The 26,883-nt window shown below is 69.3% G+C and carries 20 protein-coding genes, 1 tRNA gene and 3 pseudogenes; 18 read left to right on the forward strand and 6 right to left on the reverse strand.

The genetic code is table 11. From position 1 onward, the window contains the following. Positions 1–33: 33 nt before the first annotated feature. From ABZ078_RS21645 to ABZ078_RS21675, 7 genes are all read left to right on the forward strand, one after another. Positions 34–1,659, forward strand: coding sequence for an ABC transporter substrate-binding protein (locus tag ABZ078_RS21645; RefSeq protein WP_356577462.1), 1,626 nt, complete (start codon positions 34–36; stop codon positions 1,657–1,659). A gap of 103 nt (positions 1,660–1,762) precedes the next feature. Further along, positions 1,763–2,740 carry an ABC transporter permease gene (locus tag ABZ078_RS21650; protein ID WP_356577464.1) on the forward strand — a complete coding sequence of 326 codons (978 nt, stop codon included), beginning with the start codon at positions 1,763–1,765 and terminating at the stop codon, positions 2,738–2,740. A gap of 16 nt (positions 2,741–2,756) precedes the next feature. Further along, positions 2,757–3,668 carry an ABC transporter permease gene (locus tag ABZ078_RS21655; RefSeq protein WP_356577466.1) on the forward strand — a complete coding sequence of 304 codons (912 nt, stop codon included), beginning with the start codon at positions 2,757–2,759 and terminating at the stop codon, positions 3,666–3,668. Between the two features lie 3 nt (positions 3,669–3,671). Then, on the forward strand, positions 3,672–4,625 hold the full coding sequence (locus ABZ078_RS21660; RefSeq protein ID WP_356577468.1) for an ABC transporter ATP-binding protein: 954 nt from the start codon (positions 3,672–3,674) through the stop codon (positions 4,623–4,625). Further along, on the forward strand, positions 4,622–5,671 hold the full coding sequence (locus tag ABZ078_RS21665; RefSeq protein ID WP_356577470.1) for an ATP-binding cassette domain-containing protein: 1,050 nt from the start codon (positions 4,622–4,624) through the stop codon (positions 5,669–5,671). The genes ABZ078_RS21660 and ABZ078_RS21665 overlap by 4 nt, the downstream gene beginning before the upstream one ends. After that, the gene (locus tag ABZ078_RS21670; RefSeq protein WP_356577472.1) at positions 5,668–7,200 is read left to right on the forward strand and encodes a glycoside hydrolase family 32 protein; all 1,533 of its coding nucleotides are present in this window, start codon (positions 5,668–5,670) and stop codon (positions 7,198–7,200) included. Before ABZ078_RS21665 ends, ABZ078_RS21670 begins: the two co-directional genes overlap by 4 nt. Positions 7,201–7,285: 85 nt before the next feature. Further along, the gene (locus ABZ078_RS21675; protein WP_356577474.1) at positions 7,286–10,858 is read left to right on the forward strand and encodes a GH32 C-terminal domain-containing protein; all 3,573 of its coding nucleotides are present in this window, start codon (positions 7,286–7,288) and stop codon (positions 10,856–10,858) included. 159 nt (positions 10,859–11,017) lie between these two features. Here ABZ078_RS21675 and ABZ078_RS21680 read toward each other — a convergent pair whose 3' ends face one another. Together ABZ078_RS21680 and ABZ078_RS21685 are read right to left on the reverse strand one after the other, a co-directional pair. Next, positions 11,018–11,380 (reverse strand): DUF4352 domain-containing protein, encoded by a 363-nt coding sequence (locus ABZ078_RS21680; protein ID WP_356577476.1) that lies wholly within the window; start codon positions 11,378–11,380, stop codon positions 11,018–11,020. Positions 11,381–11,398: 18 nt separating this feature from the next. Then, on the reverse strand, positions 11,399–11,596 hold the full coding sequence (locus ABZ078_RS21685) for a hypothetical protein (protein WP_356577478.1): 198 nt from the start codon (positions 11,594–11,596) through the stop codon (positions 11,399–11,401). Positions 11,597–12,654: 1,058 nt separating this feature from the next. On the opposite strand from ABZ078_RS21685, the gene ABZ078_RS21690 reads away from it, so the two are divergent. Continuing rightward, positions 12,655–13,401: a Crp/Fnr family transcriptional regulator gene (locus ABZ078_RS21690; protein WP_356577480.1), complete on the forward strand. Its 747-nt coding sequence runs from the start codon at positions 12,655–12,657 to the stop codon at positions 13,399–13,401. A gap of 16 nt (positions 13,402–13,417) precedes the next feature. Here ABZ078_RS21690 and ABZ078_RS21695 read toward each other — a convergent pair whose 3' ends face one another. Further along, the gene (locus tag ABZ078_RS21695) at positions 13,418–13,939 is read right to left on the reverse strand and encodes a hypothetical protein (protein WP_356577482.1); all 522 of its coding nucleotides are present in this window, start codon (positions 13,937–13,939) and stop codon (positions 13,418–13,420) included. Positions 13,940–14,277: 338 nt separating this feature from the next. On the opposite strand from ABZ078_RS21695, the gene ABZ078_RS21700 reads away from it, so the two are divergent. From ABZ078_RS21700 to ABZ078_RS21715, 4 genes and pseudogenes are all read left to right on the forward strand, one after another. Next, complete coding sequence (locus ABZ078_RS21700) at positions 14,278–15,117, forward strand: hypothetical protein (protein ID WP_356577484.1); 840 nt, start codon at positions 14,278–14,280, stop codon at positions 15,115–15,117. Further along, on the forward strand, positions 15,114–19,625 hold the full coding sequence (locus ABZ078_RS21705; protein WP_356577486.1) for a hypothetical protein: 4,512 nt from the start codon (positions 15,114–15,116) through the stop codon (positions 19,623–19,625). The genes ABZ078_RS21700 and ABZ078_RS21705 overlap by 4 nt, the downstream gene beginning before the upstream one ends. Positions 19,626–19,816: 191 nt before the next feature. After that, positions 19,817–20,614, forward strand: coding sequence for a tetratricopeptide repeat protein (locus ABZ078_RS21710; protein ID WP_356577488.1), 798 nt, complete (start codon positions 19,817–19,819; stop codon positions 20,612–20,614). A 77-nt stretch (positions 20,615–20,691) separates the two neighbouring features. Continuing rightward, positions 20,692–20,908: pseudogene (locus ABZ078_RS21715) on the forward strand (hypothetical protein); the annotation flags it as partial. A gap of 42 nt (positions 20,909–20,950) precedes the next feature. Here ABZ078_RS21715 and ABZ078_RS21720 read toward each other — a convergent pair. Then, positions 20,951–21,024: transfer RNA gene (locus ABZ078_RS21720), tRNA-Gly, on the reverse strand. A 547-nt stretch (positions 21,025–21,571) separates the two neighbouring features. On the opposite strand from ABZ078_RS21720, the gene dcd reads away from it, so the two are divergent. The 3 genes from dcd (at position 21,572) to ABZ078_RS21735 (ending at position 23,294) form a co-directional block, all read left to right on the forward strand. Then, on the forward strand, positions 21,572–22,147 hold the full coding sequence (dcd, locus tag ABZ078_RS21725) for a dCTP deaminase (protein WP_356577490.1): 576 nt from the start codon (positions 21,572–21,574) through the stop codon (positions 22,145–22,147). Positions 22,148–22,167: 20 nt separating this feature from the next. Continuing rightward, on the forward strand, positions 22,168–22,683 hold the full coding sequence (locus ABZ078_RS21730) for a phosphoribosyltransferase (protein WP_356577492.1): 516 nt from the start codon (positions 22,168–22,170) through the stop codon (positions 22,681–22,683). 95 nt (positions 22,684–22,778) lie between these two features. Continuing rightward, positions 22,779–23,294, forward strand: coding sequence for a hypothetical protein (locus ABZ078_RS21735; protein WP_356577494.1), 516 nt, complete (start codon positions 22,779–22,781; stop codon positions 23,292–23,294). An 83-nt stretch (positions 23,295–23,377) separates the two neighbouring features. Here ABZ078_RS21735 and ABZ078_RS21740 read toward each other — a convergent pair whose 3' ends face one another. After that, positions 23,378–24,307 (reverse strand): LysR family transcriptional regulator, encoded by a 930-nt coding sequence (locus tag ABZ078_RS21740; RefSeq protein WP_356577496.1) that lies wholly within the window; start codon positions 24,305–24,307, stop codon positions 23,378–23,380. A gap of 114 nt (positions 24,308–24,421) precedes the next feature. On the opposite strand from ABZ078_RS21740, the gene ABZ078_RS21745 reads away from it, so the two are divergent. The 3 genes and pseudogenes from ABZ078_RS21745 to ABZ078_RS21755 form a co-directional block, all read left to right on the forward strand. Then, positions 24,422–24,949, forward strand: coding sequence for a DapH/DapD/GlmU-related protein (locus tag ABZ078_RS21745; protein ID WP_356577534.1), 528 nt, complete (start codon positions 24,422–24,424; stop codon positions 24,947–24,949). A 52-nt stretch (positions 24,950–25,001) separates the two neighbouring features. Next, positions 25,002–25,265 (forward strand): annotated as a pseudogene (locus tag ABZ078_RS21750) (transposase); the annotation flags it as partial. 208 nt (positions 25,266–25,473) lie between these two features. Next, a pseudogene (locus ABZ078_RS21755) lies at positions 25,474–25,872 on the forward strand (transposase); the annotation flags it as partial. Here the strand turns inward: ABZ078_RS21755 and ABZ078_RS21760 are convergent. Next, positions 25,869–26,804, reverse strand: a complete 936-nt coding sequence (locus ABZ078_RS21760; RefSeq protein WP_356577498.1) for a Yip1 family protein — start codon at positions 26,802–26,804, stop codon at positions 25,869–25,871. The pseudogene ABZ078_RS21755 and the gene ABZ078_RS21760 overlap by 4 nt on opposite strands. Between the last annotated feature and the right edge of the window lie 79 nt (positions 26,805–26,883).

Here is a 26,883-nt window from a genome sequence, read left to right on the forward strand (position 1 = left end):
CGGCGGCCACGGGCCGTCCTGAGAGCGGTCACCGTGACCGCCGCCGCTGCCCTGGTCCTGTCCGCCTGCACGGGTGGCGCGGGCACTGCCGGCGCCGGTGACACCTCCGGCAACCAGCTGCTCACCATCCCGCGCGAGGACCTGGCGACGTTCACGCGCAACTTCAACCCGCTCTCCCCGCAGGCCGCCCCCATGACCAAGGAGGCCGTCTACGAGCCGCTGGTCGTGCACAGCATGGCGGACGCCAAGGACACGCCGTGGCTGGCCACCAAGTGGGAGAAGGCGAAGGACGGCAAGTCCCTCACCTTCACGCTGCGCGAGGGCGTCAAGTGGTCGGACGGCAAGCCGCTTGTCGCCGACGACGTCGTCTACACCTTCGAGCTGCGCAAGAAGGTGCTCGGCGGCCTGGAGTACCTCGACAAGGTCACCGCCGTCGACGAGCACACGGTGAAGTTCGCCTTCAACAAGCCGTTCTCGCCCGGCTTCTTCGAGATCGCCGGCCAGCAGATCATGCCGAAGCACATCTGGTCCAAGGTCGAGGACCCGGCGAAGTTCACCAACCCGAACCCGGTCGGCACCGGCCCGTACACCAAGATCGAGAATTTCCAGGCCCAGTCGTACGAGCTGCGCAAGAACCCCGACTACTGGCAGCCCGCCAAGCAGCGGATCGCCGGCATCCGGATGCTCGCCTTCTCCGGCAACGACAGCGCCAACCTCGCCTTCACCAACGGCGAGGTGGACTGGACGCAGTCGTTCATCCCGGACATCGAGAAGTCCTTCGTCGCCAAGGACAAGAAGCACAACCACTACTGGTTCCCGCCCGCCGGCGCCATGATCAACTGGCAGCTGAACACCACGAAGGCCCCCTACGACGACCCGGCCGTACGCAAGGCGCTCAGCATGGCCGTCGACCGCGACCAGATCACCAAGGTCGCGATGAACGGCTACGCCGAACCCGCCGACTGCACGGGCCTGGCCCGCACGTACGACAAGTGGCGCGACAAGCAGCTCGCCGCGTCCTGCACCTGGACGAAGTACGACACCGACGCGGCGGCCAAGGCCCTCGACAAGGCCGGCTACAAGGAGAGCGGCGGCAAGCGGAAGCTGAAGAACGGCAAGGACTTCCACCTCGACATCTCCGTCGGCTCCGCCTCCGCCGACTGGATCTCGGCCGCGAACATCATCAAGCAGAACCTCGCGAAGGTCGGCATCACCGCCACCGTGAAGACGCCCGACTGGGCGGCCGTGATCAACTCGTACGAGCAGGGCACCTTCGACACCGGCATCGTGTGGAGCAACAACGGCGCCACCCCGTACGAGTACTTCCGCGACGTGATGTCGAGCGGGATGCTCAAGCCCGTCGGCGAGAAGGCCACCCAGAACTACCACCGCTACGCCGACCCGAAGGCCGACAAGCTCATCGACGCCTTCGCCGCCGCCACGGACGAGAAGGCGCAGCGCGAGCAGGTCGACGCACTGCAGAAGCTGTACAACGAGGATGCCCCCGCGGTGCCCCTGTTCACCGGACCCGAGTTCGGCGCGTACACCGACAAGCGCTTCACCGGCTGGCCGTCGGAGGAGAACCCGTACGCCACCCTCGGCAACCGCAACACCAGCACGATCCTCGTGCTCACCTCGCTGAAGCCCGTCAAGAGCTGACGCGGGTCCGCGCGGACCGGCGGCCGCCCTCCTCCCCGACTCGGACGGCCGCCCCTCGCATTCGCATCCCCGTTCACCCCCCCACCGACAGGGAGCACGAGCAGTGCGTCTCATCCTGCGCAACCTGGGGTTCTATCTGCTGGCCTTCTGGGCCTCCATCACCCTCAACTTCCTGCTGCCGCGCTTCATGCCGGGCGACCCGGTCTCCCGGATGTTCGCGCAGCAGGCGGGCGCGATGCAGCCCGAGCAGATAGCCCAGCTGCGGAAACTCTTCGGCCTCGACGACCGCCCGCTGTGGGAGCAGTACGTCTCCTACGTCAAGAGCGTCTTCACCGGCGACCTCGGCATCTCCATCTCCCGCTTCCCGACCCCGGTCACCGAGGTGATCGGCTCGCAGATCGGCTGGACGCTGCTGCTCGGCGGTACCGCCCTCGTCGTCGCGGCCGTCGTCGGGAACCTGCTCGGCATCGTCGCCGCCTGGCGGCGCGGCGGCATGCTCGACTCCGCCTTCCCGCCGTTGCTGATCTTCGTCGGTTCGTTCCCGTACTTCTGGCTGGCGATGGGCGCGCTGTACCTGTTCGGGGTGACCCTGGGCTGGTTCCCGCTGCGGCACGCGTACGACGCGGGACTCACCCCCGGCCTGAACGCCGAGTTCCTGGCGAACGCCGGCACCCACCTGGTGCTCCCGGCGCTCACCGTCGTGGCCGTCACCGTCGGCAGCTGGATGCTCGGCATGCGCAACACCATGATCGCCACGGCGGCCGAGGACTACATCACCATGGCCGAGGCCAAGGGCCTGAGCCCCTCGCGGATCATGTTCCGCTACGCCGCCCGCAACGCGCTGCTCCCCTCCGTCACCAACTTCGGCATGGGCCTCGGCTTCGTCGTCGGCGGCGCCCTGCTCACCGAGGTCGTGTTCGCCTACCCGGGCATCGGCTTCCAGCTCCTGGCGGCCGTGCAGGGCCTCGACTACCCGCTGATGCAGGGCATCTTCCTCACCATCACGGCGGCCGTGCTCCTGGCGAACTTCCTGGTCGACATCGTCTACGTCCGCCTCGACCCGCGCGTACGCGTCCGCTGAAGGGAGCCGTGCAGACATGACCGCCATAGACATCGCGGGTACGGCCACCGCCCCGGCCCCCGCGCGCGCAGCCGGGCGGCGAAAGGGGCTTCTGGGCCAGCTCGTCGGCAGCAAGAAGGCACTGTCGGGCCTGTGCCTGCTCGCCGTCTTCGCCCTGCTGGCGCTGCTCGCGCCCGTCCTCACCCCCGGCGACCCGTCCCTGATCAACTCCAGCGGCAGCCAGGCCCCTTCGGGCGCGCACTGGCTCGGTACGACGACCAAGGGGCAGGACGTCCTCGCGCTCACCCTCTGGGGTGCACGCTCCTCGATGTTCGTCGGGTTCACCGTCGGACTCGTGGCCACCGGCGTCGCCATCCTGGTCGGCCTCGCCTCCGCCTACTTCGGGCGGCTGGTGGACGACGCGCTGACCCTGGTCACCAACGTCTTCCTGCTGCTGCCCGGGCTGCCGCTGCTGGTCATCCTGGCCGCCTTCCTGCCACCTGGCACCTCCACGGTCGTCCTGGTCCTGGTGATCACCGGCTGGGCGGGCTCGGCCCGAGTACTGCGCGCGCAGGCCAGGTCGATCCGCGGCAAGGACTTCGTGGCCGCCGCCGTCGTCACCGGGGAACGCCCCCTGCGGATCATGTTCCGGGAGATCCTCCCCAACATGGCGTCCGTGGTGATGACCACCCTGCTGGGCTGCGTCGTCTTCGGCATCACCTCCCAGGCGGCGCTGGAGTTCCTCGGCCTGGGCGACAGCAGTGTCGTCAGCTGGGGTACCAACCTGTACTGGGCCAGCAGCGACGGCGCGCTGATGACCGGCACGTGGTGGGTCTTCGTCCCCTCCGGACTGTGCATCGCACTCGTCGCCTTCGCGCTCGCGCTGGTCAACTACGCGGTCGACGAGATCACCAACCCGCGCCTTCGTTCCGTGAAGAGGAGGGGCTGAGCCATGGAGCCCGTACTTGAGGTGAACGGCCTCCGCGTCGAATACCGCGGCGACGGACGCACCGTCGTGGGCGCCGACGACGTCTCCTTCTCCATCGGCGCGGGCGAGATCTTCGGCCTCGCGGGAGAGTCCGGCTGCGGCAAGTCGACCATCGCCAACGCGGTGATGCGGCTGCTGAAGCCCCCGGCGGAGATCACGGCCGGCAGCATCCGCTTCCAGGGCGGGGACGTCCTCGCCCTGGGCGATCGGGAGCTGCGTGCCTTCCGGTGGCGGCAGATCGCGATGGTCTTCCAGTCGGCGATGAACTCCCTCAACCCCGTCCTCACCATCGGCGAGCAGATCGTCGACATCTTCACCACCCACGAGAAGCTGAAGAAGCGGGTCGCGCGGGAGCGGGCGGGCGAGCTGCTGGAGCTGGTGGGCATCGACCCGGGACGGCTGAAGGCATACCCGCACCAGCTGTCCGGCGGTATGCGCCAGCGCGTGGTCATCGCCATGGCCGTGGCCCTGAGGCCCCGGCTGCTGATCATGGACGAGCCGACCACCGCACTCGACGTGGTCGTGCAGCAGGAGATCATGGCGCAGATCCGCGACCTCCAGCGGGAGCTGGGCTTCTCCATCCTCTTCATCACCCACGACATGTCCCTGATGGTCGAGCTGTCGGACCGCATGGGCGTGATGTACGGCGGACGGATCGTCGAACTCGCCGACGCCAAGGACCTGTTCGCGGATCCCCTGCACCCGTACACCGAGGCGCTGATGAACGCCTTCCCGCCGCTGACCGGCCCGCGCCGCGAACTCACCGGCCTCTTCGACGCCCCGCGCACCGCCGACAGTTGCGGCTTCCACGTCCGTTGCCCCGAGGACCGCTCGGACTGCTCCACCAACATCCCCGACCTGCGCGAGGTCGCGCCCGGCCGCTGGGTGGCCCGCAGCCTTGAAGGAGCCCCCCGATGACCGACCCTCTCCTCTCCGTACGCGGCCTGACCAAGGACTTCCACGTCGGCACCGTCTTCTCCCGACGCCGTGTCCGCGCCGTCAACGACGTCTCCTTCGACCTTCCCGCCGGCCGGATCACCGCCCTGGTCGGCGAGTCCGGCAGCGGCAAGTCCACCATCGCCCGCTGCCTCGCCCGCCTCGAACAGCCCACCTCCGGTGAGGTGCTGCTGGACGGCGAGAACGTCCTGCGCACCGAGCGACGCCGGGCGTCACGGGCGTACCGCCGCAAGGTCCAGATGGTCTTCCAGGACCCCTTCGGCTCGCTCAACCCCGTCCACCGCATCGAGCACTTCCTCACCCGCGCCCTCGTCCTGCACGGCCACCCCGCCACATCCGAGGCCCTGCGCGAGCTGATGACGACGGTCGGCCTGACCGAGGACATGCTCCAGTCCTACCCGCACGAACTCTCCGGCGGCCAGCGTCAGCGCGTCGCGATCGCCCGTGCGCTGGCGGTGGAGCCGCGCCTGATCCTGGCCGACGAACCGACCTCGATGCTGGACGTCTCCGTACGCGTCGGCGTGCTCAACCTGATGCGGCGCCTGCGTGACGAGCGGGACATCGCCATGCTCTACATCACGCACGACCTGGGCTCCGCGCGCTATCTCGCGGACACCACGATGGTGATGTTCGCCGGCGAACTCGTAGAGGGCGGTGACGCGTTGGCGGTGATGGACGCCCCCGCCCACCCCTACACCCGCCTCCTCCTGTCCGCCGTACCCGACCCCGAACGGGCGACCGGAAGCTACGACCCGGTCGAGCGCGCCCGCCTCCGCGAGGCGATCCTCAACCCCACGTCCTGCCCCTACGGCGACGACGGCACATGCAGCCGCACCGAGCCCGTCCGCCACATCGTCGGCGAAGACGACGGACAACCGCACTGGGTGCGCTGCCACCTGCGCGCACCCGCCTCCGACATCGCCCGCCGCGTCCTCAAGGCCACCGACAGGCCGGACACCGGCGAGGCCACCGACGACACCGAGAAAGCGGAGACCACCGCCGCATGACCCACGACCTCACCCTCCCCTCCGGCGCTCCCGTGGCCGAGGGGCTGGCCGAGCGCGCCCATCGCGACCCCCACCGCCCCCGCTTCCACTTCACCTCGCCCGGCGGCTGGCTCAACGACCCCAACGGCCTGACCCACTGGAACGGCGTCTACCACCTCTTCTACCAGTACAACCCGCTCGCCCCCGCCCACCACCGCATCCACTGGGGCCACGCCACCAGCACCGACCTCGTCCACTGGACCGACGAACCGGTCGCCCTCGTCCCCGGCACCGACGGCCCCGACCGCGACGGCTGCTGGTCCGGAGTCCTCGTCGACGACGGGGGAGTGCCCACGCTCGTCTACTCGGGCAGGCACGGAGACCGTGAACTCCCTTGTGTGGCAAGGGGATCGGCTGATCTGAGGTACTGGGCCAAGGACCAGGCCAACCCGGTCATCACCGCCCCGCCCGAGGGCGTCGACATCACGGCCTTCCGCGACCACTGCGTGTGGCGGGAGGGCTCCGGCGAGGACGCGGTGTGGCGGCAACTGATCGGCTCGGGCATCCGGGGCGTCGGCGGTACGGCCTTCCTGTACGAGTCGGACGACCTGCGGGACTGGCGCTACGTCGGCCCCTTGCTGACCGGCGACGCCTCGCAGAACCAGGGCGAGCTCGACTGGACCGGCACCATGTGGGAGTGCGTCGACCTGTTCGGCATCGGCGACGGCACGGACGTCCTCGTCTTCTCCGCCTGGGACGAGGGCACCACCCACCACCCCCTGTACTGGACCGGCCGCTACCAGGGCGACACCTTCACCCCAATCGCCCTCCACCGCCTCGACTACGGCGGCCGCTACTTCTACGCCCCCCAGTCCACCCGCGACGAGCACGGCCGCCGCATCATGTTCGGCTGGCTCCAGGAGGGCCGCACGGACGAGGCGAACGCGCAGGCCGGCTGGTGCGGTGTGATGTCCCTGCCGCGGGTCGTCACGCTCGGCGCGGATGGCCACCTGCACCAGACCCCGGCGCCGGAACTGACCGCGCTGCGGCGGGAGCGCGTAGCGGTGGCGGCCGGTCCGCTGACCGGCCCGTACACCCGGCTGCCCGGCGTGCGCGGGGACCAGCTGGACATCGAGACGACCCTGCGCCTCGCTCCCGGAGCGACGGCCCGGCTCGTGGTCCGCGAGACCCCCGACGGCGTGGAGCGCACGGTCGTGGAGGTCAGCCGGACGCACGACGGAACGAGCGGCACTCTCCGCCTGCACCGCGAGACCAGCAGCCTCGACCCGACGGTCGACACCGAACCCCGATACGGCGAACTGCCGTTGGCCGACGCCGACGGCCGGGTCGACCTGCGCGTCCTCGTCGACCACTCCGCTCTGGAGATCTTCGCCAACGGACGCCCCCTCGCCGCCCGTATCTACCCCACCCGCCCCGAAGAGGCCGTCGGCGTCGGCATCGGTGCCGACGGTGACGTGGCTTTGGAGCGGTTCGACGCCTGGCAGATGGCGTCGGCCTTCACCGACGGACCCCGCCCGCTGTGGCCGTGACCGTCTTACACACGACCACGGCCCGCGGGGTGGACGTCCCCGCAGGCCGTGGTCCACCCTTCCCTGCTTTCCCTCAGGAGCCGCCATGAGCGTGTCCCGCCGTACCCTCCTGCTCGCAACAGGTACCACCGCCGCCCTGCTGCCTCTCGCAGGCGGCCTCCCCACAGCGCAGGCCGCCACCCCGAGCGCGAGCGGAGCGACTCCCGTCCCCATCCCCGATCCCCTCCCCGTCACGGGTAGCTGGACCCGAACCTCCGAGGGCGGCCATAAGGCGACCGCCGGCCGTCACGGGCGCGCCGCCCTCGCCCTGTCCGAGCAGCAGCTCGCGACCAAGGGCACGTACGCGGCCCGCATCACGCCCCAATCCGCGTCCTCTGTAGGCGCGTTGGTGTTCCGAGCTGCGACGGACGGCTCGACCGGATATGCGATCGCTCTGGACCCGGGCCGCGCCCGCCTACGCCTCTACGACCTGGCCGACGGCGACACACTCGCCACCGCACCCCTGAAGATCACCCAGGCCAGGAGACCCCACAACCTCAAAGTGGCCGTGGACGGCCCGGAGTTGTCGATATACGTCGACGGCAAGCGACTGCTCCACACCGAGGACCACCGCTACGGCACCGGCTCCGTGGGCCTGCTCGCCCAGAGCGGCACCGTCACCTTCGGCCCGCCCTCCGTCTCCACCGTCACCACCAACCTCACCGGCTGGACCACGAGCGGCGGCACCTGGACGGCGACCACGCTCGGCTGGCACGCGAACCCGTCGCAGGGAGCCACCGCCCGTGCCGTCACCACCACCCGGGCCTACGACACCGCGCTCCAGACCGACCTGCTCCTCCACGACGCTTCCGCGACCGCCTCACTGCTGGTGCGCACCGACGCCGAGGCCACACGCGGCTACGGCGTCGAAGTCGACCCCGGCCAGGGCAGGTTGAGGCTCTACCGCATCGACGGAAACACAACCCTCGGCACCTACCCGACCACCATCAAGGCCGACACGGTCTACCGCCTGCGCGTCGAGGCCGAGGGCGACGAACTCCGCGTGCACTGGCAGACCAACTTCCTCTCACCCGACGGCTACAGCCCCGTCATCAAGGCCCAGGACCCGACCCACACGAAGGGCCGACTCGCCATCACGGCATCGTCCGGCGCGGCGTCCTTCGAGAACATCGCCGCCGCCGACCTGGCCACGGGCGTCCAGGGCTGGACGACCCGCTCCGGCACCTGGACCCCCGACCTGCGCGGCATCCGAGGCGAGAACGGCCTGCGCACGGCCCCCTTCACCGAAGGCGACCTGGTGGCAAGGGCCGACATCACCCCCGCCGGCACCTCATCCTCCGCCGGGCTGGTCCTGCGCGCGTCCGCGAACGGCTCCGGCGGCTACGAGGCCCGCCTGGAAGCCGGCCGCAACACCGTCGTCCTCCTGGACCGCTCCTCCGGCACCCGCCTGGCCTCCGCCACCGGCCCGGTCCGCCGCATCGCACCCGGCAACACGTACCGCGTCGAAGCCCGCGCCACAGGCAGGACGATCGAGGTGTACGTGGACGGCGTACGGGCCCTGCGGACCCGCGTGTCCCGCACAACGGGCGGCGCGGTCGGCACCGCGGCCACGCACGGAACGTCGTACTTCCAGAACATCGACATCCGCGCCACCGCCGACCACTTCACCGAGCCGTACCGCCCCACGTACCACTACTCCCAGCTCACCGGCTCCACCAGCGACCCCTGCGGCCTGCTGTACCACGACGGCGAGTACCACCTCTTCCACCAGGACGAGGGCCGCTGGGCACACGCGGTCAGCACCGACCTGATCCACTGGCAGCCCCTGCCGATCGCTCTCCCTTGGAACGCCTACGGCCACTGCTGGACCGGCTGCGCGGTCGTCGACACCGACGACACCTCCGGCCTCTTCGACGGCGACCCGGGCCTGATCGCGTACTACACGAGCTACCACCCGGACAAACCAGGCGGGAACGCCAGCATCCGCATCGCCTACAGCAAGGACAAGGGCCGCTCCTGGCAACTGCACGGCGGCCCGACCCCAGCCGTGCAGAACCCAGGCGGCCCCGACGCCGGCTGGACCTTCCGCGACCCGAAGGTGATCCGCGACGCCCGGCACGACCAATGGCTGATGGTGGTCTCCGGCGGCGACCACATCCGCTTCTTCACCTCCACCGACCTCCTCACCTGGACCCAGGTCAGCTCCTTCGGCTACGGCGACTGGGTCACCCCGGGCGTCTGGGAGTGCCCCGACTTCTTCCCCCTCCCGGTCGACGGCGACGAGGACAAGGTCAAGTGGGTCCTCACCCTGAGCACGGGCGCCGTACGCGCCACGAACGGCTCGGCCGCCCAGTACTTCACCGGCGACTGGAACGGCACGTCCTTCACCCCCGACCAGACGCCCGGCACGACCCTGCGCGCCGACGCCGGCCGCGACTACTACGCCGCCATGTCCTTCTACGGCCTGCCCGACGACCGCCGCGTCTGGCTCGGCTGGATGAGCAACTGGGACTACCCCTTCAGCGCCCCGACCGGCGCCTGGAAGGGCCAGCTGAGCACACCCCGCGAACTGACCCTCACGTCCACGGCCGACGGCGTACGCCTGGCCCAGCGCCCGGTCCCGGAGCTGACCGCTCTGCGCACCTCGACAAAGACGCTCAAGGGCCTCTCCGTCGGACCGGCGACCGCGAACCCGCTCGCGGGCGTCACAGGCATCGCCTACGAGATCGAGGCGGAGATCGACCTCGGCACCGCCACGGAGATCGGCTTCCGCGTCCGCACCGCCACCGACCACCACACGACGGTCGGCTACGACGCCGAGACGAAAGAACTGTTCGTGGACCGGTCGGCGGCGGGCCTGAGCGACTTCACCCAGTACTTCGCGGGCCGCACGACAGCACCGATGCAGCCGAAGGACGGCCGGGTGACCCTGCGCGTGTACGTCGACGCGTCATCGGTCGAGGCATTCGGCGCGGACGGCCAGGCGGCGGTGACCAGCCTGATCTTCCCGCCCCCGGACGCCGACGGCATGGCCTTCTACACCAAGGGCGGTACCGCACACATCCAGTCGCTCAAGGTGCACCACCTGAAGGGCGCCTACCGCCTGGTCGACCGCGTGAAGCCACTGCCGACCGCCCCGACCGGCGGCGGCGAATTCCGCTCGGACCTGGGCAAGCTGACGATCACCCCCGCCGGCCACTGGTCCACGGACAGCGCGGGCCGCGCCGGAACCTTCGACAAGGACTCCAACGCGATCTCGCCCCGAACGGCGACCGACCTGGACCTCACCACCCTGGTCCGCCTCGGCGGCCCCGACCCGGACACCGGCGGCGCCCTGTCCGTCCTCTGGCGCGCCTCCGCCGACGGCACCGACGCCTACTGCCTCAACATCGACCCCGACCTCCGCGTGATCCGCCTCGTCGCCAAGGCCAACGGAAACTTCGACGACGGCGCCGCCCTCGCCCGCGTCCCGGCCCTGGTCCGCCGCGGCGCGACGTACCCGCTCCGCGTCCTCGCCCAGGGCCACCGCATCCAGGTGTTCCTCAACGGCAAGCAGATCATCGACGTGACGGACACGACGTACACCAAGGGGCACATCGGCCTCAACGTGTTCGGCGGGAGGGCGGCGTACCAGGACACGTACGCGAGGGAACTGTGACCGCCGGTCAGGCGAACGTGTCACGTTGACGGCAGAGGCTTTGCCTCGGACGACCAGGGCGGAGCCTCTGCCGGGTCGAAGGGCAGTCGGCTGCGGGTTGGTTGGGGGCGGCCCCATCTCTGCACTGCGGGGGAACCGCTTCGGGGCTACGCCTTCGGACTACGCCTTCGGGATCGCCCACTCCAGCACCTCGCCGCTCTCCGGCTCGTACACGAGGCGCTCGGGCCGCTTGTCGCCGGGTACGGGGAAGGCGATGAGGCCGGCGGCACAGCGTCCGGGCTTCACGGTCTTGTCCATCGGATACTCCGGCTTCGGCATGTCCCCGCCCGACGAGCCGGTCACCTCGATGCTGGTGCCGTCGGCGTAGGCGAGGGACCAGGGGAATTGGCTGACTGAGATGTCGGCGCCTTCGACGTTGCAGACCTTGATCTCCGCGGTGGCCCAGGTGTCGCCGCCCTGGAAGTCCGCGGGGGCCTGCGGCTGGGGTCCCTTGTAGGGCTGCTGGTACTCGATGGCCTGCACGGTGGGGTGGATGTTGTTCTAGTCGTCATCGACGGCCTGCTTGGCGCCCATCCTCAGGACGCCATCGGCGGCGTTCGCCGCGGCCTTTGCGCTCGGCGAGGCAGTGACGGTCTGAGTGACGGTGACCCGAATGGTCTCGGGCTCTCCGCTGCTGCCGCAAGCGGTAGCAGCGGCGCCAAGCAGCAAGACGGCGGCGATGGTGGTGCGGATGCGCATGGTCCCCCTGGACGTGCGTGCTGGAGAGGCATCATGCGCCGCGCAATGGGGCCTTGCGAGGCATGTGTCCGTGTTGTGATGTCGATGGCGAATCGGCAGATGGGCTGGAGCCAATCCGGACCCGGAGGAATGGCCCAGCATGCGGCGACGGCAGCGCAGAGTGACGCTGGGCCTGGGTCGCGTCAGCAAGTCGCCCTTTGCGTACGTGACTTGCTCACCCTTTGCTGGACGTGTGCTCGAAGAACCTCGCCGGAGGTGATTGACCTCGATTAGGGCACGCGGAGGGCGCGAAACCCTCAAATTGGACTAGACAATAAACAAACCCCAGGCCACTGACCTGGGTTTCATCATGGAGCGGGTGACGAGAATCGAACTCGCGCTCTCAGCTTGGGAAGCGACGGCGCTTGAGTGGCGAGGGAGCTTCTGGCCTGGGCTTATGTGCTCTGACTCGACGGCCCGAGACGGCGGGCTCGCACCGCTGTTGACCGCAGGTGACCGGTCTTACGGGCACGCCAAGGGCACGGGCTCGACTCGGAGGCGTGGTGGCCCTTTGTCGGCAGCTGACGGCCGCCCAGTCCTGGAAGCGAGCGCCGGCCGGAAGAGGGCCGATTGCAGGAGTACATGAGAGTGCACGCCGCCGATACGGCAGAGCGGCCCGACGTCACGGAGGTTCCAAGAGTTGGTGTCGATCAATCGGGTGAGGTGAACGCCAGGAAGGACGCCTGGGCCAAGAGGCGTTTGTCGACCTCCGAGGCCGCCTTCCGGCAGGCTGTGCCTGCCCGCTGCCGTGACGACCCTCAGCTCTGGCCAGCCCTCCGTCTGGGGTGCCGTTGTCCTCTGTTGTGGTCTCCTCGGTAACACACCAGGATGAGTACGGGTTGCACTCCGCGTCCTGCGCATCCCGCACCGCTGCTGTCTCGTCGGAACGAAACCAGCCCAGACGCTCTTCGTCATCCTCTTGGCCGCTCACCACAGTTCCGTTCCACGGGGCTGCTCCAACCGGCACGATGATGTCCACGTGACTACGCCCAAACGCAGACGAAGACAGGGGGACACCCGTGGATGTGCCCATCGGGTCCGACGAGTGGCCCGCGCGCAGTCTGCTGGGGATGCTGTCGCCCCCAGCGCGGCAGGACCTGCTCGGCCTGGGTACCGAGGTCCGGTTCGACGTGGGTGACGTGCTGCTGAGAGAAGGGGACAGCGACCAGCATGTCCTTCTGCTGGTGTCCGGTTTCGCCAAGGTCACGGCGACCGTGGAGAACGGTGAGACCTCACTCCTTGCGGTCAGAACCGCCGGGGACACGGTGGGCGAGATGGCGGCCATGAGCGGGGCCCCGCGCTCGGCGACGGTCACTGCCTGCGGTCCGCTGACCGCCTGCGTATCGCAGAGTGGTGAACTGCGGAGGCTGCTGGAGCGTCGCCCCGTGATCTCCATGGCCTTGACCGGCATGGTGGCCGACCGGCTGCGCTGGGCGAACCGGCGGCGGCTGGACTTCCGCGGCTATCCGGCAAAGGTGCGGCTGGCCCGGCTGCTGGTGGAACTCGCCGAGTCCTACGGTTCGCCGAGGGCCGACGGTGTGGTGATCGGCTGCCGGCTGACCCAGCCGGAGCTGGCCACCATGGTCGGCGCCGCCGAGACGACGATCCACAAGGTGCTGCGTGAAATGCGCGACGAGGGCCTGTTGGAGACCGGCTACGGCTCCACCACCATTCGGGACCTGCCCGAGCTGGAACGACTCGCGGACCTTCGGCCGACGCGCGGACCCTCGGCCAACTCGCGCACCTGGATCGCGCCCGACCGCTGACATCCGACCAGTGACGTCAGACCAGTAGTGGCAGCAGGGTCACGCTCAGGCCCGCGCTCGCACCCATGACGGCCGTGCACGACACCGCGCCGACCAGCCAGTGGTACTTGCGTACCGCGACAAGGGCGAGGAACCGTACAGCGCACGACAGCTCCCGGCGATCGGCCTCCTCCTCCGGTTGCGCGCCGTCGCCGGGCGGCAGGATGTCGGGGCCCGACGCCAGGTGGACGAAGCTGTACCGGTTGACGGCCGGATCCCGCAGCAATCGGGGCTTCAGTGAGGCCGCCACGCTCACGACGCCGCCGATCAGGCCACACACGAACAGGGCCAGCAGCGCCCCGGCGAACACCCCGGCCGCGCCGCCTCGTTCCCAGAGGAGCAACGCCCGCTGACTCCACGCTCCCGCCGTACCGCCCAGCGCTACCTGAGCTGCCGCCAGGATTCCGGCCTTGGCGTCCGCGTGCTGATGGGTCACGTGCAGCGCGGTGAACATGTACTGCGCAGGGCGGCTTCCGACGGTGTTCCCGGTCGGTGCCATGGAGGATCCTCCGATCGAGGCGCTGCGTGCGGTCCAGTGGGCGTGCTCAGTCCAGTAAGGGCGACCGCCCCCGACCGGACCAGCTACTTCTATGGGTTCTCGGCACACCCGGACCGCCTCCGGCCGCACGAGCGGTCACGCATCCCCCAATTCCATGAGATCACGTCGAACCACGTAGAAGTACGGGGTTCTCACCGGCATCCCGGGTGTACGACTGCATGGCCGGCGCCCGTAAGGGGGAGCGGGCGCCGGTTTGTTGTGGAGCAACCCCGCGGATTTACCGAGGGGTTGAGTGAAGTGTCGGTATTCCCCCCGAAGTACGTGTACCGAGAGGTGTCATGGCGAAGAACGGTAACGGCGAGACGGGCGGGGCCGGAGCCTTCGGGCGCAGACTGCTGCTGTCCGTCGACGCGAAGGGATACGGCAGTGCCGATACGGCGACGCAGCAGCAGTTCCAGGAGACGATCGTGCGGTTGCTCCATGAGTCGGCCGACGCCGCCGAGTTGAAGCGCAGGAAATGGAAGACGCAAGAGGGCGGGGACTCGCTGTTCGCGGTTCTGCCCAAGCACGCCTACGAACCCGCCCTGGTCGACGACTTCATGCGCGGGTTGGAAGCCGGTCTGCGGGACTTCAACAGCAGCCGGGTGCCGAAGGAACGGCTGCGGCTCAGGGCGGCCGTCCACTTCGGCGAGGCGTCGCGGGCCAGCAACGGCTACGTCGGCACCGCTCCCGTCGAGATCGGACGCATCCGCGATTGCGCGGCCATGCGCGCCGCCCTAGACCAGATGCCGGACGCCTGTCTGGCCGTCGGTCTGTCGGCGACGGTCTTCCGTGACGTCGTACAGGGGAAGCCGTACACCTCCCTCCGGGAGAACGAGTTCCAGGAAGTCCTGGTCAAGGAGAAGGAGTACCGGGGGGCGGTCTGGATCTGGCTCCCGGGCGAGGACGTACGGCAGTTGAAGCTGCCGACCGAGGTTCCCGACGGCGAGGGACGTGGCACGGCCCTGGTGCGGAGCGAACTGAAGTTGGGCACGCTGGAGGGGAACGCGGACGCGACCGGGCTGCTCGCGGAGGGAGCCTTGGACGGCCCTGTCGAAGCCGCCACCGAGGTCGATCATGTGGCGGGCAACGCGACAGTGATCGGCGTGCACTTGCGTTCCGCCGGGGGCAAGCAGTGACCGCCGAGGGGCCCCGGCCGCGCCGCGCCTTCGACGACGTGGTCCAAGCCCGTGCGGGTGGTAGGGACTTCGTCGAACGCCGGTGGTTGTACGACGAGATCGAGGCGGCCCTGAAGTCCGACGAGGGCCAGTACGTCCTGGTGACGGGCGAACCGGGAGCGGGCAAGACCAGCCTGCTCGCCGGTATCGCGCGGGCCCATCCCGACCGGCTCCGCTACTTCTTCCGACGGGACAGCCGGACCGCGGTCATCGGCGGTGACACCGAGTCGTTCCTGCTGAGCATCGGACACCAACTCGCCCGGGAGCGCCCGGAACTCTTCGAACTGGAACGCCTCTCGGTCGTCGTCCAGCAGCACATCGACTCCGTGGCGGCCGAGGGCCGGGTGATCGGCATCAGGATCGAAGACCTGAAGGTCTCACCCTTCCACCGCACCGCCACCCTGGAGGTCGAGCAGCGCCTCCGTGACGTGGCAGGCACGGTCAGCGGCGTCGAGATCGGCACCGCGCATCTGGAGCCCCGTCTCCTCGACCCCGACAACCTGGCCCACCTGGCGCTGATCGGGCCCGCGCAGGTGCTGGCCGAACAGGACCCCGAGGCCAGGATCGTCATCCTGCTCGACGCGCTGGACGAGATAGCCGACGACCACACGACAGAGCCGAGAAAAGGGCTCCTGCACTGGCTGACCCGATCCCCCGAACTGCCCGCCAACGTCAAGGTGATCACGACCTCTCGGCCGCACGCCGGGATCCGCCTGTTCCGGTCCGCTCGGGAGGAACGCCTCACCGAGGTGGTCATCGACGCCGGCTCACCTCCGGTCGTGGGCGACCTCCACACCTACGCGAACCTCGTCCTGGAACGGCACGCGGTCCTAGACGCCGAGCGCGCCAGGGGCAACCTCCCGGGCAGCACGAAGCGGCACGCCGTCCGCCGGGCCGCCGGAAACTTCCTGTACCTGGCCACCTACGCGCGGGCGCTGATCGACGCCGCCGAAGACCGCAACGAAGCACTGGTCGACCGGCTGCTCGACTTCAACGGCGTACCGGGTCGGCTGCCCAGTCTGTACGGATTCTTCGTGGAACTCGTCCGTGAGGAACTCACGCCGAGGCCGGCCCCCGGTACCGGTGAGTCGGCCGGCAGCTGGGCGGGGGTGGGCCTGCCGATCATCGGCGTACTGACCGTGGCGCGAGAGGCGTTGACGGAGCAACAACTCGCCGCCATGTCCGGAACCCCGCTCCGGTCCTCACCCGCACGGAAGGTCCTCGCGAGCCTGCGTTGGCTGCTGGAGCGCCGAAGCCACCGGTTCGCCTTCTTCCACACCTCCATCAGCGAGTTCCTCGCCGGGGCGGAAGCGCGGGAGAGGCATCCCGAGTGCTGGGTCGACGAGACCAGATGGCACGAACGGATCGCCCGCGAATACCGAGGGACTGCGCCCACTTGGGCGGACGTGGACTGGTCCCGGGTGGATCGCTACGGTCTCTGCCACCTCTCCGTCCACGTCCTGAAGTCCGGCCCGAGCGTCTCCGCCGAGGCCGCCGACCTGGTCTGCGCCGGTCTGCGCCGCGCTGTCAGAGCTGAGTTCGGCGCCGAGCGCCGATTCCTCGAACTCGTCGACAGCATCGCCCACCACATCGCCGCCACCGCCTCCGTGGCCACCGGACTGCCGGCGATGACGTACCTCGGCGTCGTACGCCACCAGGCGGCTCAGTCCAGTGGTGCGCTGCCGCCGAGGGTGATCGGGCTCCTCGCGCGGATGGGGCGGGTGAGGGAGGCGCTGGAGCACGCGAGCGGGATCAGTCCGTCGCTGTGGCGGGTCATGGCCTTCGTGGAGATCGTGCGGTACGCCCGTCCCGGACCCGAAACGCCCTCGGCCGACGAACTCCTGGACATACTCGTGGAGGCCGCGGTGTCGGTTCCGAGCGTCGGCGTCGGCCGCAACAGCGACATCGACGCGTGGAGAGCGATCGAGGTGGCCGCACGCCGGCTGGCACCTCACGACGTCGAACGCGCCCTGCGGCTGTGGCGGCACGGACAGGAGACGGCGCCGCATTCGAAGGGCCCCGAGAGGGAGCCGGACCCCGTATACCGCGCCGCCGCGATCGCCGCCGCCGAGCAGGACGTGGACAGGGCCCGCGCACTCCTCGACGACATCAGCGGTGAGCGTTGGGCGGACTACCTGAATCTGGCCGAGCGCGCCGATCCCGGAAAGGCCGTCGAGTTGCTGAGGGAGGCCGAGGCGGCCCTGGAGAGCGTGGGCCCGGCAGTCCGGCTCCTGGGCCTGGCGAGGCTGGCCTCCGCATGGGCGACTTACAATCCGGAGGCCAGCCGGGCCGCCCTCGCCGAGGTGCGCGCACAGCTCTTCCTGGCCGACGGGGAGCGGGAACTTGCACCCCAACTCGCCGCCGCGGCAAGGGCATTGGCCGACGTCGACCGGACCACCGCCCGTTTTCTCCTCGCCCGCCTGGACACGGTCGTGGTCAACGGCATCACAGAGCGCGCCGTCCTCGACGGCGCGCGGCTCTGGGCTCTTTGGGGGTCGCCTGAGCGTGCGCGGACCCTCCTGCGCCGATGCCGGGCGAAGGCCGTGAGCTCCTGGGTGAGGCTCGATGCCGCGAAAATGCTCGTGGAGTCGAACCGAGCGGAGGGACTGCGCCTACTCGAACGCGCCCATGCGGCCGTTCCCGGGCCGTCGGCCGATCCGGAGGCGAACGGATTTCGGAGCATGCGGCGAGACGAAGAACTGATCGGCATCGTGGAGCGCATGGCCGCGTACGACCTGGACAGGGCGGCGCAGATGGCCATGGGCATCCAACGGACCGAATGGAGGAACGACTGGAGCGACGACTGGAGCGACACCTGGCCACGGCGTGCTGACGCCGGGGCCGCGACCCGGGCCATGTACGGCGGCTACGACCGGTATTCGGTTCTCGCCGGCATCGCCCACCTGCATCTCGACCGGGGCGAGGAAACCCAGGCCGCCGCCATCCTGAAGGAGGTGCTGCGAAGCGTGGCGGAGCCCGCCCCGCTCCGAGGGGGCGTCGGCGTCGGCGCGAGCCTCGCGAGTGCCACCGACGAGTCGCGTGAGCCTGCTGCCAGAGACCATGTGGAAGAGGTGAACGTCTTCGGAATCACGGACATGGTGAACGTAGACCAGCACTGGGCCGCGCATGCGCGAAACCACTTCTTCCGCACACCGGCCGACGTGGTCCGCGCCGTCGAAATGGGCGCACGCGGCAGCACAGCCGGAGTCGTACGCCGGTTCGCGGGGCGGTTGGCGCACCGAGCCCTCCCCCGGGCCGGGGCCCTCGTCCGCTCGATCGCGGACCCCGCCGAGCGCGCCATCGGCTTCGCCGAACTGCACCGGGCCGCCCACGGCCCCGACCACAGCGATTCCCCTCATGGCCCCCACGCGGACACCTTCTCGAAGGAGATCGACCGAGCCCTCAGCGAACTGCCGCGCTACCGCTGGACCGTCGGCGTCGCCGAGGTGCGGGAAACGGTAGGGGACGACTACGCGCTGGCCTACGTCCGTCCCGATTACCGTGTCCGCTTTGAGTTGGCAGTGCGCGCCCTGGGCTGCCGAAAGCAGGACATGCTGGGACTTGAGGGGCTGGCCTACCTCCGCCACACCTTTGGGCGGTCCATGCTCCTGTGGGTGTCCGTCGTGTACGCCAACGACATGATCGCGGGCAAGCGCCCTCATTCGGACTTCGCGCAATGCCATCTGCAGAACCTCAGCCCCACACAGGGCCTTGACCAGGCCGACGCGCCGACGAAGAGCACACTGGCCGCGATCGCCCACCAGGAGCACCGCATCGCCCGAGAGGTGCCCGGCTACCGCTCTGGGGCACGGCACATACGCCTCGATGATCCGGTCTACGACGCGGCTGTGGACCTCGTGACCCCGGAGCTCGGGGCGCCTCTCAGCTCCGCGTTCACCCGACGCATACGCAAGATGCTCGACGACGGACCGCTTCCGGCAGCCGCCGACCTGCTCGTCTTCGCCGCGGAGGCCAGGCCGGAACACGAGCGCGAACTGCGGGCACTGGGCGAAGAAGTCGTCGCGGCGGCCGACGACGGCTCCACCCTGGGAGTGGACGCACTGGCCACCCTGGCGGCCTCGCCGCTCCTCGGCGACCTGGTGGATCCCGTCGACCTCCTGGAAGAGTCCCGCCGCTGCGTGTCTCGGTGGCCGGGCGAGGAATGGATTCCGGGCCAGGTGGTGTTCCGCCTGTTCCCCGCCCTGCTGGAGCGTGCGCCGGCGGTCGCATTGCGCAAGTTCTACGACTCCACCTCGAAGGACTGGTCCTCCGCCATGGCGCTGCTGGAACACGCGCCGGACGCCGTGCTCGAGGCGCTTGGCGCCGACGCGGCGGCCACCCTCGGCTCGGCCATCGCCCGTGGTCTCGCATGCACTTCTCCCGAAGGCAGGGCACCCGATGTCGTGGACGGCGTCCGGCTGGCGCAACTCGTCGACACCGGCCGCTCGGACGGGAGGCGGGCGTCATGACACATCCGGTCGACCCCGCGGTCGCGAAGGCGCATACGGACGTCCTGAACCTGTTCCGCGAAAGCACCACCGGGCACCCGGCAGGGTTGGCCGCGGTGTGCCGAGCGGCCAGGGACCGGCTTGCGGAGCTGCCTACCCTCGACCCGGACGATCCGACCACCTGGGCCTCGTACGAACTGATCAACACCGACGTGCGGACGCTGCTCGGCTGTCTGCGTGAGGCCGACGTCCCCAGCAGTGAGCCACAGCGGTTCCGTTCCCTCGTGATCCGCGTTCTCCGGTACCTCTACAAGGCCGACAGGGCGGAGCTCGGGGCCCTGTTGGCGGAGAGTGTCCACAGGGATTGGGAGGTGCGGATGGGGGAGTCGCACGCCGACACCATCAATGCCGCCGAACGACTCGCCGCGTGCCTTCTCGCCCAGGGTGACTCGAAGCAGGCCCGACTGATGTTCGAGAGGATTCTTCAGCTCCGGTCGAGCGAGTACGGCGACGACCATCCCGACACACTCCTCGCCGCCTGCAACCTGGGCGCGTGCCTCAATCGGCTGGAGGACTTCCGTGCGGCGTCCTTGCTGAACGCCGACACCGTACGGCGCTGTGAGCGGCGACTCGGCAAGCGCGACAGGACCACGATCCTGGCGACGGGCAATCTCGCGGGCAGCCTCTTGAGGCTCGGGGAGGTGGAGCATGCCCTGACGCTGTACCGGCGCATCCATCAGTGGCACAGACGGAGGTCGGGAGAGAACACCCTCGCGACACTCGACGCGGCGGCCGGCATCGCCATCAGCTTGCATGCACTCGGCGACCACGGGGCGGCACGTGCCATCAACGCCGACCTGCTGCCGAGATTCGAAAGAGTGGCCGGAAAGGACTACTCGGCCACCAAGAACACACGCTTACGCCTGGAGGCGAACCTCCGTGCGCTCGGGTGCGATGAGGAGGCTGATGAAGTCCACGGCGGAATCCCGAAATTCCTCCCCTCTCCTTGAGGCACACGGACTGTCCGCCGGAAACCGGCTTTCCCGGCGGGACTGGCCCACTTGAGGGCTCGGCCCAGCGGACCAAGGTCCTGCCCGCCGGTCAGTCCTCGGAGAAAGCCGTACTGATCTATCAGCACTCCGACGATGAGCGGCGGCGCGACGTCGCCGCCGGGGCTCGATGACATGGTTCGTGCCGAGCGTGCGAAGCACCACAGTGCGACCCCGCGCACCTCAAGCCCAAGCCGACCGGCACATGGCAGTAGCCTTGTGATGCGGATGTGGTGCGCGCCGCCACTGGTCTAGACAATAAAGAACCCCCCCGGTCCCTGACCTGGGGGTTTCATATGGAGCGGGTGACGAGAATCGAACTCGCGCTCTCAGCTTGGGAAGCTGATGTTCTACCATTAAACTACACCCGCGTAAGACGCCCGCCCCATGATCATCCGGAGCCGGTGTCCGATTGCCTCGTCACTGTACCTCATCCTCGGCCCCCGGCGCTGATGCCGTGGGGCCTGAGTGGGTTTCAGGGGGTGGGCGTGGGCGTGGATGTGGGTGCGGGGGGCCGGAGTTGGGGCGTACGGTGGAGGGGTGGGAGAGGGTCCGGGCGGGGTCGGAGTGCCGCCTGGAGGGCCGTCCCTTTGATCCCGTAATGTGGGCTTTCGTCGTCAGGCGGGTGAGCAGCCAGACGCGGCTCTTGGGGAAGGGACTCTAGGACTTGATGGAGCGCACCGTCGTCCGTTGTGCCGATGGGCACGTGTTCAGCACCGCTTCGTTCCCGATGCAGCAGGCCGAGCGACTCGGCCCCGGCCGGCTCCTCCGGTGTCCCCGGTGTGCCCGGCTCCGCAGTGTGGTGCCGGTGGCTATGGAGAAGCGGTAGCAGCGGCAGGAGCGGTAACCGTAGGTTGGCGCCGGGCGCGCGGACGGCTTGATTGTGGTCGTTCCGCGCGCCTTGCGTATCCTCGGGGCGTGCTTCTCTCAGACAAGGACATCCGGGCCGAGATCGACGCCGGGCGGGTACGGATCGATCCCTACGACGAATCCATGGTGCAGCCGTCGAGCGTCGATGTGCGGCTGGACCGGTACTTCCGGGTGTTCGAGAACCACCGGTACCCGCACATCGACCCCTCCGTCGAGCAGGCGGATCTGACCCGGCTCGTCGAGCCCGAGGGCGACGAGCCGTTCATCCTGCACCCCGGGGAGTTCGTTCTCGCCTCGACGTACGAGGTCATCACGTTGCCCGATGATCTTGCCTCGCGGCTTGAGGGCAAGAGTTCGCTCGGGCGGCTCGGGCTGGTCACCCACTCCACCGCCGGGTTCATCGACCCGGGGTTCAGCGGGCATGTGACCCTTGAGCTGTCCAACCTCGCCACCCTGCCGATCAAGCTCTGGCCCGGCATGAAGATCGGGCAGCTGTGCATGTTCCGGCTCAGCTCGCCCGCCGAGTCGCCGTACGGGAGCGAGCGGTACGGGTCCCGGTACCAGGGGCAGCGCGGGCCCACCGCCTCCCGGTCCTTCATCAACTTCCATCGGACTCAGGTGTGAGCGGCGGAGTGAGTGGTGAGATGAGCGGCACGGGCGTGCGGGAGGATCTGACCTACGAGCGGTTCGGTGGCGCGGTGCGCGAGCTCGCGCAGGCCATCGCCGACGACGGGTACCAGCCGGACATCGTGCTCAGCATCGCCCGTGGTGGGGTGTTCGTCGCCGGGGGGCTTGCCTACGCCCTTGACTGCAAGAACCTTCATCTGGTCAACGTGGAGTTTTATACGGGTGTGGGGACGACCCTCGACATGCCCGTCATGCTCGCCCCCGTCCCCAACGCGATCGACTTCACCGACAAGAAGGTGCTGATCGCCGACGACGTCGCCGACACCGGCAAGACGCTGAAGCTGGTGCACGACTTCTGCGTCGAGCATGTCGCCGAGGTGCGGTCCGCCGTGATCTATGAGAAGTCCCACTCCCTCGTGAAGTGCGAGTACGTGTGGAAGCGCACCGACGAGTGGATCAACTTCCCGTGGAGTGTGCTGCCTCCGGTCCACAGGTCCGGGGAAGCGGCCAAGCCGAACAAGGAAGCGCTCTAGCGACAGCGCTCTAGCAAAAGCGCTCTAGCAGAGTGTTCTCCGGCGGGCGGCCGCCGGGTGTTAGCGGATGTCGGTCACCTGGGTAGCACATACCGGTGGACTGGATATCCGCGGTGAGCACCTTGGCCGGTGCCGTGGTCGGTGTGAGTTCCGCTTTGATCGCCGAGCGTATCCGCTGGCGTCGAGACCAGGAGCGGGAAGGGGCTCAGACGCGCAGGGCCGTGTACTCCGAGTTCCTCATGGCGCTGAGCCGAGGGCACTCGGACATGCGGACGGTTGTCCTCCGATCCGACGGCTCGACCGGTGATCGACTCTACGGCGACCTTCATCAGGCGTTGGACAACTCGGGTATCTGGCGGCTGAGGCAGAGCCTGTCGCTCACTGCTTCGGCCGAGATCATTCAGCTGGCCGTGAGAGCGTGCGATGCCTTGACTCGGATGAGGGACGGGCTCATCGAGGAACCTGACGTCAGGGGCGACTCCTACGCCCGGGTCCGGGCCGACCTGTGGCGGGAGAACGCTCACCTCAGGGAGGCCATGCGCCGGGATCTGGGCATGGACGGCCCGCCGGATCCTGAGGTTGATCAGTACCGGTATCCGGCCACGTCATGACGAAAGGGCTCCCGGCCACGAGCGCGGGGAGCCCTTTGTGTGTCCGTGGGGACCAGGGCGTGTCTGCTGATTCGGTCGCCTGGTCAGCGGGCTACCCAGTCCGGTGCCCATACGTCGTGCGGGGTTTGCGGGCCTGCAGTGCGCAGATGGTCGCGTAGCGCGGTCAGCACGGGGTGCTGGTCTCCGCTGCGGAACAGCAGCACGTGCGGGTAGACCGGGGTCGGGTCGTGCAACGGGATGCGCCGTAGGTCGTGGGTCTGGGGCCACAGGTACCGGTCCCCGCTGCCGACGAGGGTGGCCAGCGAGGCTGAGTCGGCCAGCGCGTCCATCAGGGCCTCATCACCGAAGTTGGGGCCGAGCGCGTCGATGCTCAGGCCGAAGGCCTCGGACAGCGCCTGGTAGAACGCTGCCCACTCCGTGCTCGGCCTGATCCCGGGGATCCAGATGCGGTGACCGCCCAGGTCCGCAGGACTGACCCAGGACACGTCAGCCAGCGGGTGGCCGGGTCCGACCAGGAGCTCCAGGGGTGTGTCCAGGAGTCGTTCGGCGCTGATCCCGGCCGGGACCTGGTCTGCCGGCAGGGCACGGAAGGACGCGTCGACGGTCCCTTCGAGCACCGCCTGGGCGGCCTGGGCGGCGTTCTCCTGGCTCAGCGTGACCGCGTCCAGGTCCGTCTCGGGGTGGGAGCGGTAAAACCGGTAGACGGCCTGGGCCGGGGAGATGCGCCGATTGAGGACATCGACACGCAAGGGACGGCTTCCGGGGCGCACGGCCTGCTCGGCCTGCTCGATGGCCGCCAGGACCTTCTTGGCGTGCGGCAAGAAGACCTGCCCGTCCAAGTTCAACCGGGAGCCTCGGGAGGTCCGCACCAGGAGCGTGACCTCGATGTGCCTTTCCAGGGCCGCGATCCGCTTGGAGACCGCCTGCTGGCTGATCCCCAGCTCGTCGGCCGCAGCCTGGAACTGGCCGGTTTCGGCGACAGCCACGAACGTCCGCAGTGCTGCAACATCCACACTTCCACCCTACTCCCACAACCATTGGTTGTGTCTGGTGTGCTGCAGGGTTGTTTGATCAAGTGTTCCGCGCGGTGGTGGGATCAGCGCATGTCTACCCGCACAGAGCAGGTCATGTACGTACAGACGCCTGAGTTCGCGCGTCATGCAGGCCGGATCATGGAGGTGACCGATGCGACGTCTCGGCTGAACGTGCTTCCGTTCAGCGACAGCGAAGGTCGCGCGGAACTACTTTCTGTTGTGTTCGGTGGCCCGCTTCCGGAGTCGGTGGTGATCTACCCGCCGTTCTTCACCGAGCACGGGCTTAACACGACGTTCGGGGAGAACGTCTTCGTCAACCAGGGATGCACCTTCATGGACAAGGGAGGCATCCGTATCGGGAACGGCGTCATGATCGCCCCGAAGGTCAGCCTCATCACCGGAGGCCATCCACTACACCTGGCCGAGCGCCGCGAGTACCTCTCCTTCGCCCCGATCGTCATCGAGGACAACGTCTGGATCGGGACCGCTGCCGTGATCACGCAGGGGGTGACCATCGGCGCCGGTGCGGTGGTCGCTGCCGGCGCGGTGGTCACTCGTGATGTTCCTGGCGGCACCGTGGTGGCGGGAGTGCCCGCCCGGGTGATCAAGACGATTGACTGAGCCCGGCCAGGCCGCCGGCCCGGCTGCGCAGCACCTCTGCGGTCTGATCCTGATGCCACGTAACGCCCGGCTGACCGACCGGCAGTGGGACCGCATCCGACCTCTGCTGCCCTCCAGTACCGGTCGTCGCGGCAGGCCGTGGGCCGATCACCGCTGCATTGTGGAGGCGATCGTCTACCGGTCCGGCACCGGTATCCCTTGGCGAGACCTCCCCGCCGGGTTCGGATCCTGGAAGACCGTGTGGGCCCGCCACCGCCGCTGGGCCGCCGACGGGACCTGGGACCGCGTGCTCGGCGTCCTGCTCGCCCGCGCGGACGACGATGGGCTGATCGACTGGCGGGTGGCGGGTGGCGGGTGGCGGGTGGCGGGTGGCGGGTGGCGGGTGGCGCGTGGCGGGTGGCGCGTGGCGGTGGACTCCGCCATCACCCGGCCCACCAGCACGCCACCAACACCCGCCCCCCGAGAAATGCCGGGCCGCAGCCTGCGGGCAGGGCCTCGACGGCCACCGAGAGCCCGCTGGGCACGCGATCGGCGGTTCCCGCGGCGGGCTGACCACGAAGATCCACCACGCCGTGGACGGTCAGGGCCGACCGCTGGCCGTCGTCGTGACGCCCGGGCAGGCGCACGACGGCCGCTCCCTGCCGTTGCTGCTGGGCGACCTGCGAGTCCCCAGGACCGGAGCAGGTCGCCCCCGCACGACCCCGACCATGCTGCTCGGGGACAAGGCATACTCCTCCCGCGCGATCCGAGCGACGCTCATGGCCCGGGGGATCACTGCGGTCATCCCTGAGCGGCGTGACCAGCAGGAGCAACGTCGCCGCCGCGGTTCAGCAGGCGGGCGTCCGTCGAAATTCGATCCGGTGGCCTACAACGGTCCTCGCCGCAGTGCTGGTCTGGGCTCGCGTTTAACGGACACGCCTTAGAACGTGCCCAGCTTCACGATCGACAGCAGTGCGATCAGCTGGATCGCGCTCGCGCCCAGGGCCTTCGGCCACGGGAGGTCGTGGGACTTGGAGACCATCAGGGTCAGCAGGGCGCCCGCCGCCACCCATGTCGCCCAGCCCAGGGCCTGGACGAACGTCGCGTCGCCGCCCGCGAACATGGCGAAGACCAGGCGGGGGGCGTCCGTGAGGGACATGATCAGCATGGAGAGCCCGACCGTGGGCTGCCAGGCGCCGTCGCCGCCCAGCTGGCGGCCCAGGGTGTGGGTGACCACGCCCAGGACGAAGGCCGAGAGGACCATCGCGACGGCTGTCGTGAGGACGATCGGGACCGCGTTGGAGAGGGTCGCGTTGATCGCGTCCTCGCGCGCGCCGTCGAAGCCGAAGACCGCGAGCAGGCCGTAGAAGAAGGTGACGATGAGGGCCGGGCCCCACATCGTGTAGTCCCGCATCTGGAGGAACGTCTGGCCGGGGGAGAGGACGATGCCCCGCAGCAGGTCCTTCCAGCGCAGGCGCGGGCCCACCGGGGCGGCCGGGGCCGCGCCCGCCTGATAGGTCGCGCCCTGGCTGTAGGGGTCCTCGCCGACCGAGAACGCCTGGGTGTGGCCGGGGTTGTTCGCCGCGTACGGGTCCGGGGCGCCGCCCGGTCCGTGCGGGTAGCCGCCGTCGCCGAGGTACTCCGGCTCGCCGTGATCGGCCTGGCCGCCGGGGCCGTAACCGCCGTAGCCGCCACCGCCGTTCGGCTGCGGCCAGCCGCCTCCGCCGCCCGCCGCGCCGCCGTACGGCTGCTGCGGCGGCGGGGGATAGCCGTACGACGGCCCCTGGGGTGCCTGCTGCCCGTACGGAGGTTGTTGCGGTCGCGTTTGCGGGGTGCCGTTGTTCCGGCTGCCGCGTCCGATCCTGAATCCAGCCACGTCTTCGAACGTACCTGGTCCGAAGGACTCGCGTGCCGGGCCCTGCGGTCAGGGCCCGGCTTTGCTGCCGAGCTGTGAC

It is taken from the genome of Streptomyces sp. NPDC006385, assembly GCF_040612485.1.
Taxonomy (GTDB): Bacteria; Actinomycetota; Actinomycetes; order Streptomycetales; family Streptomycetaceae; genus Streptomyces.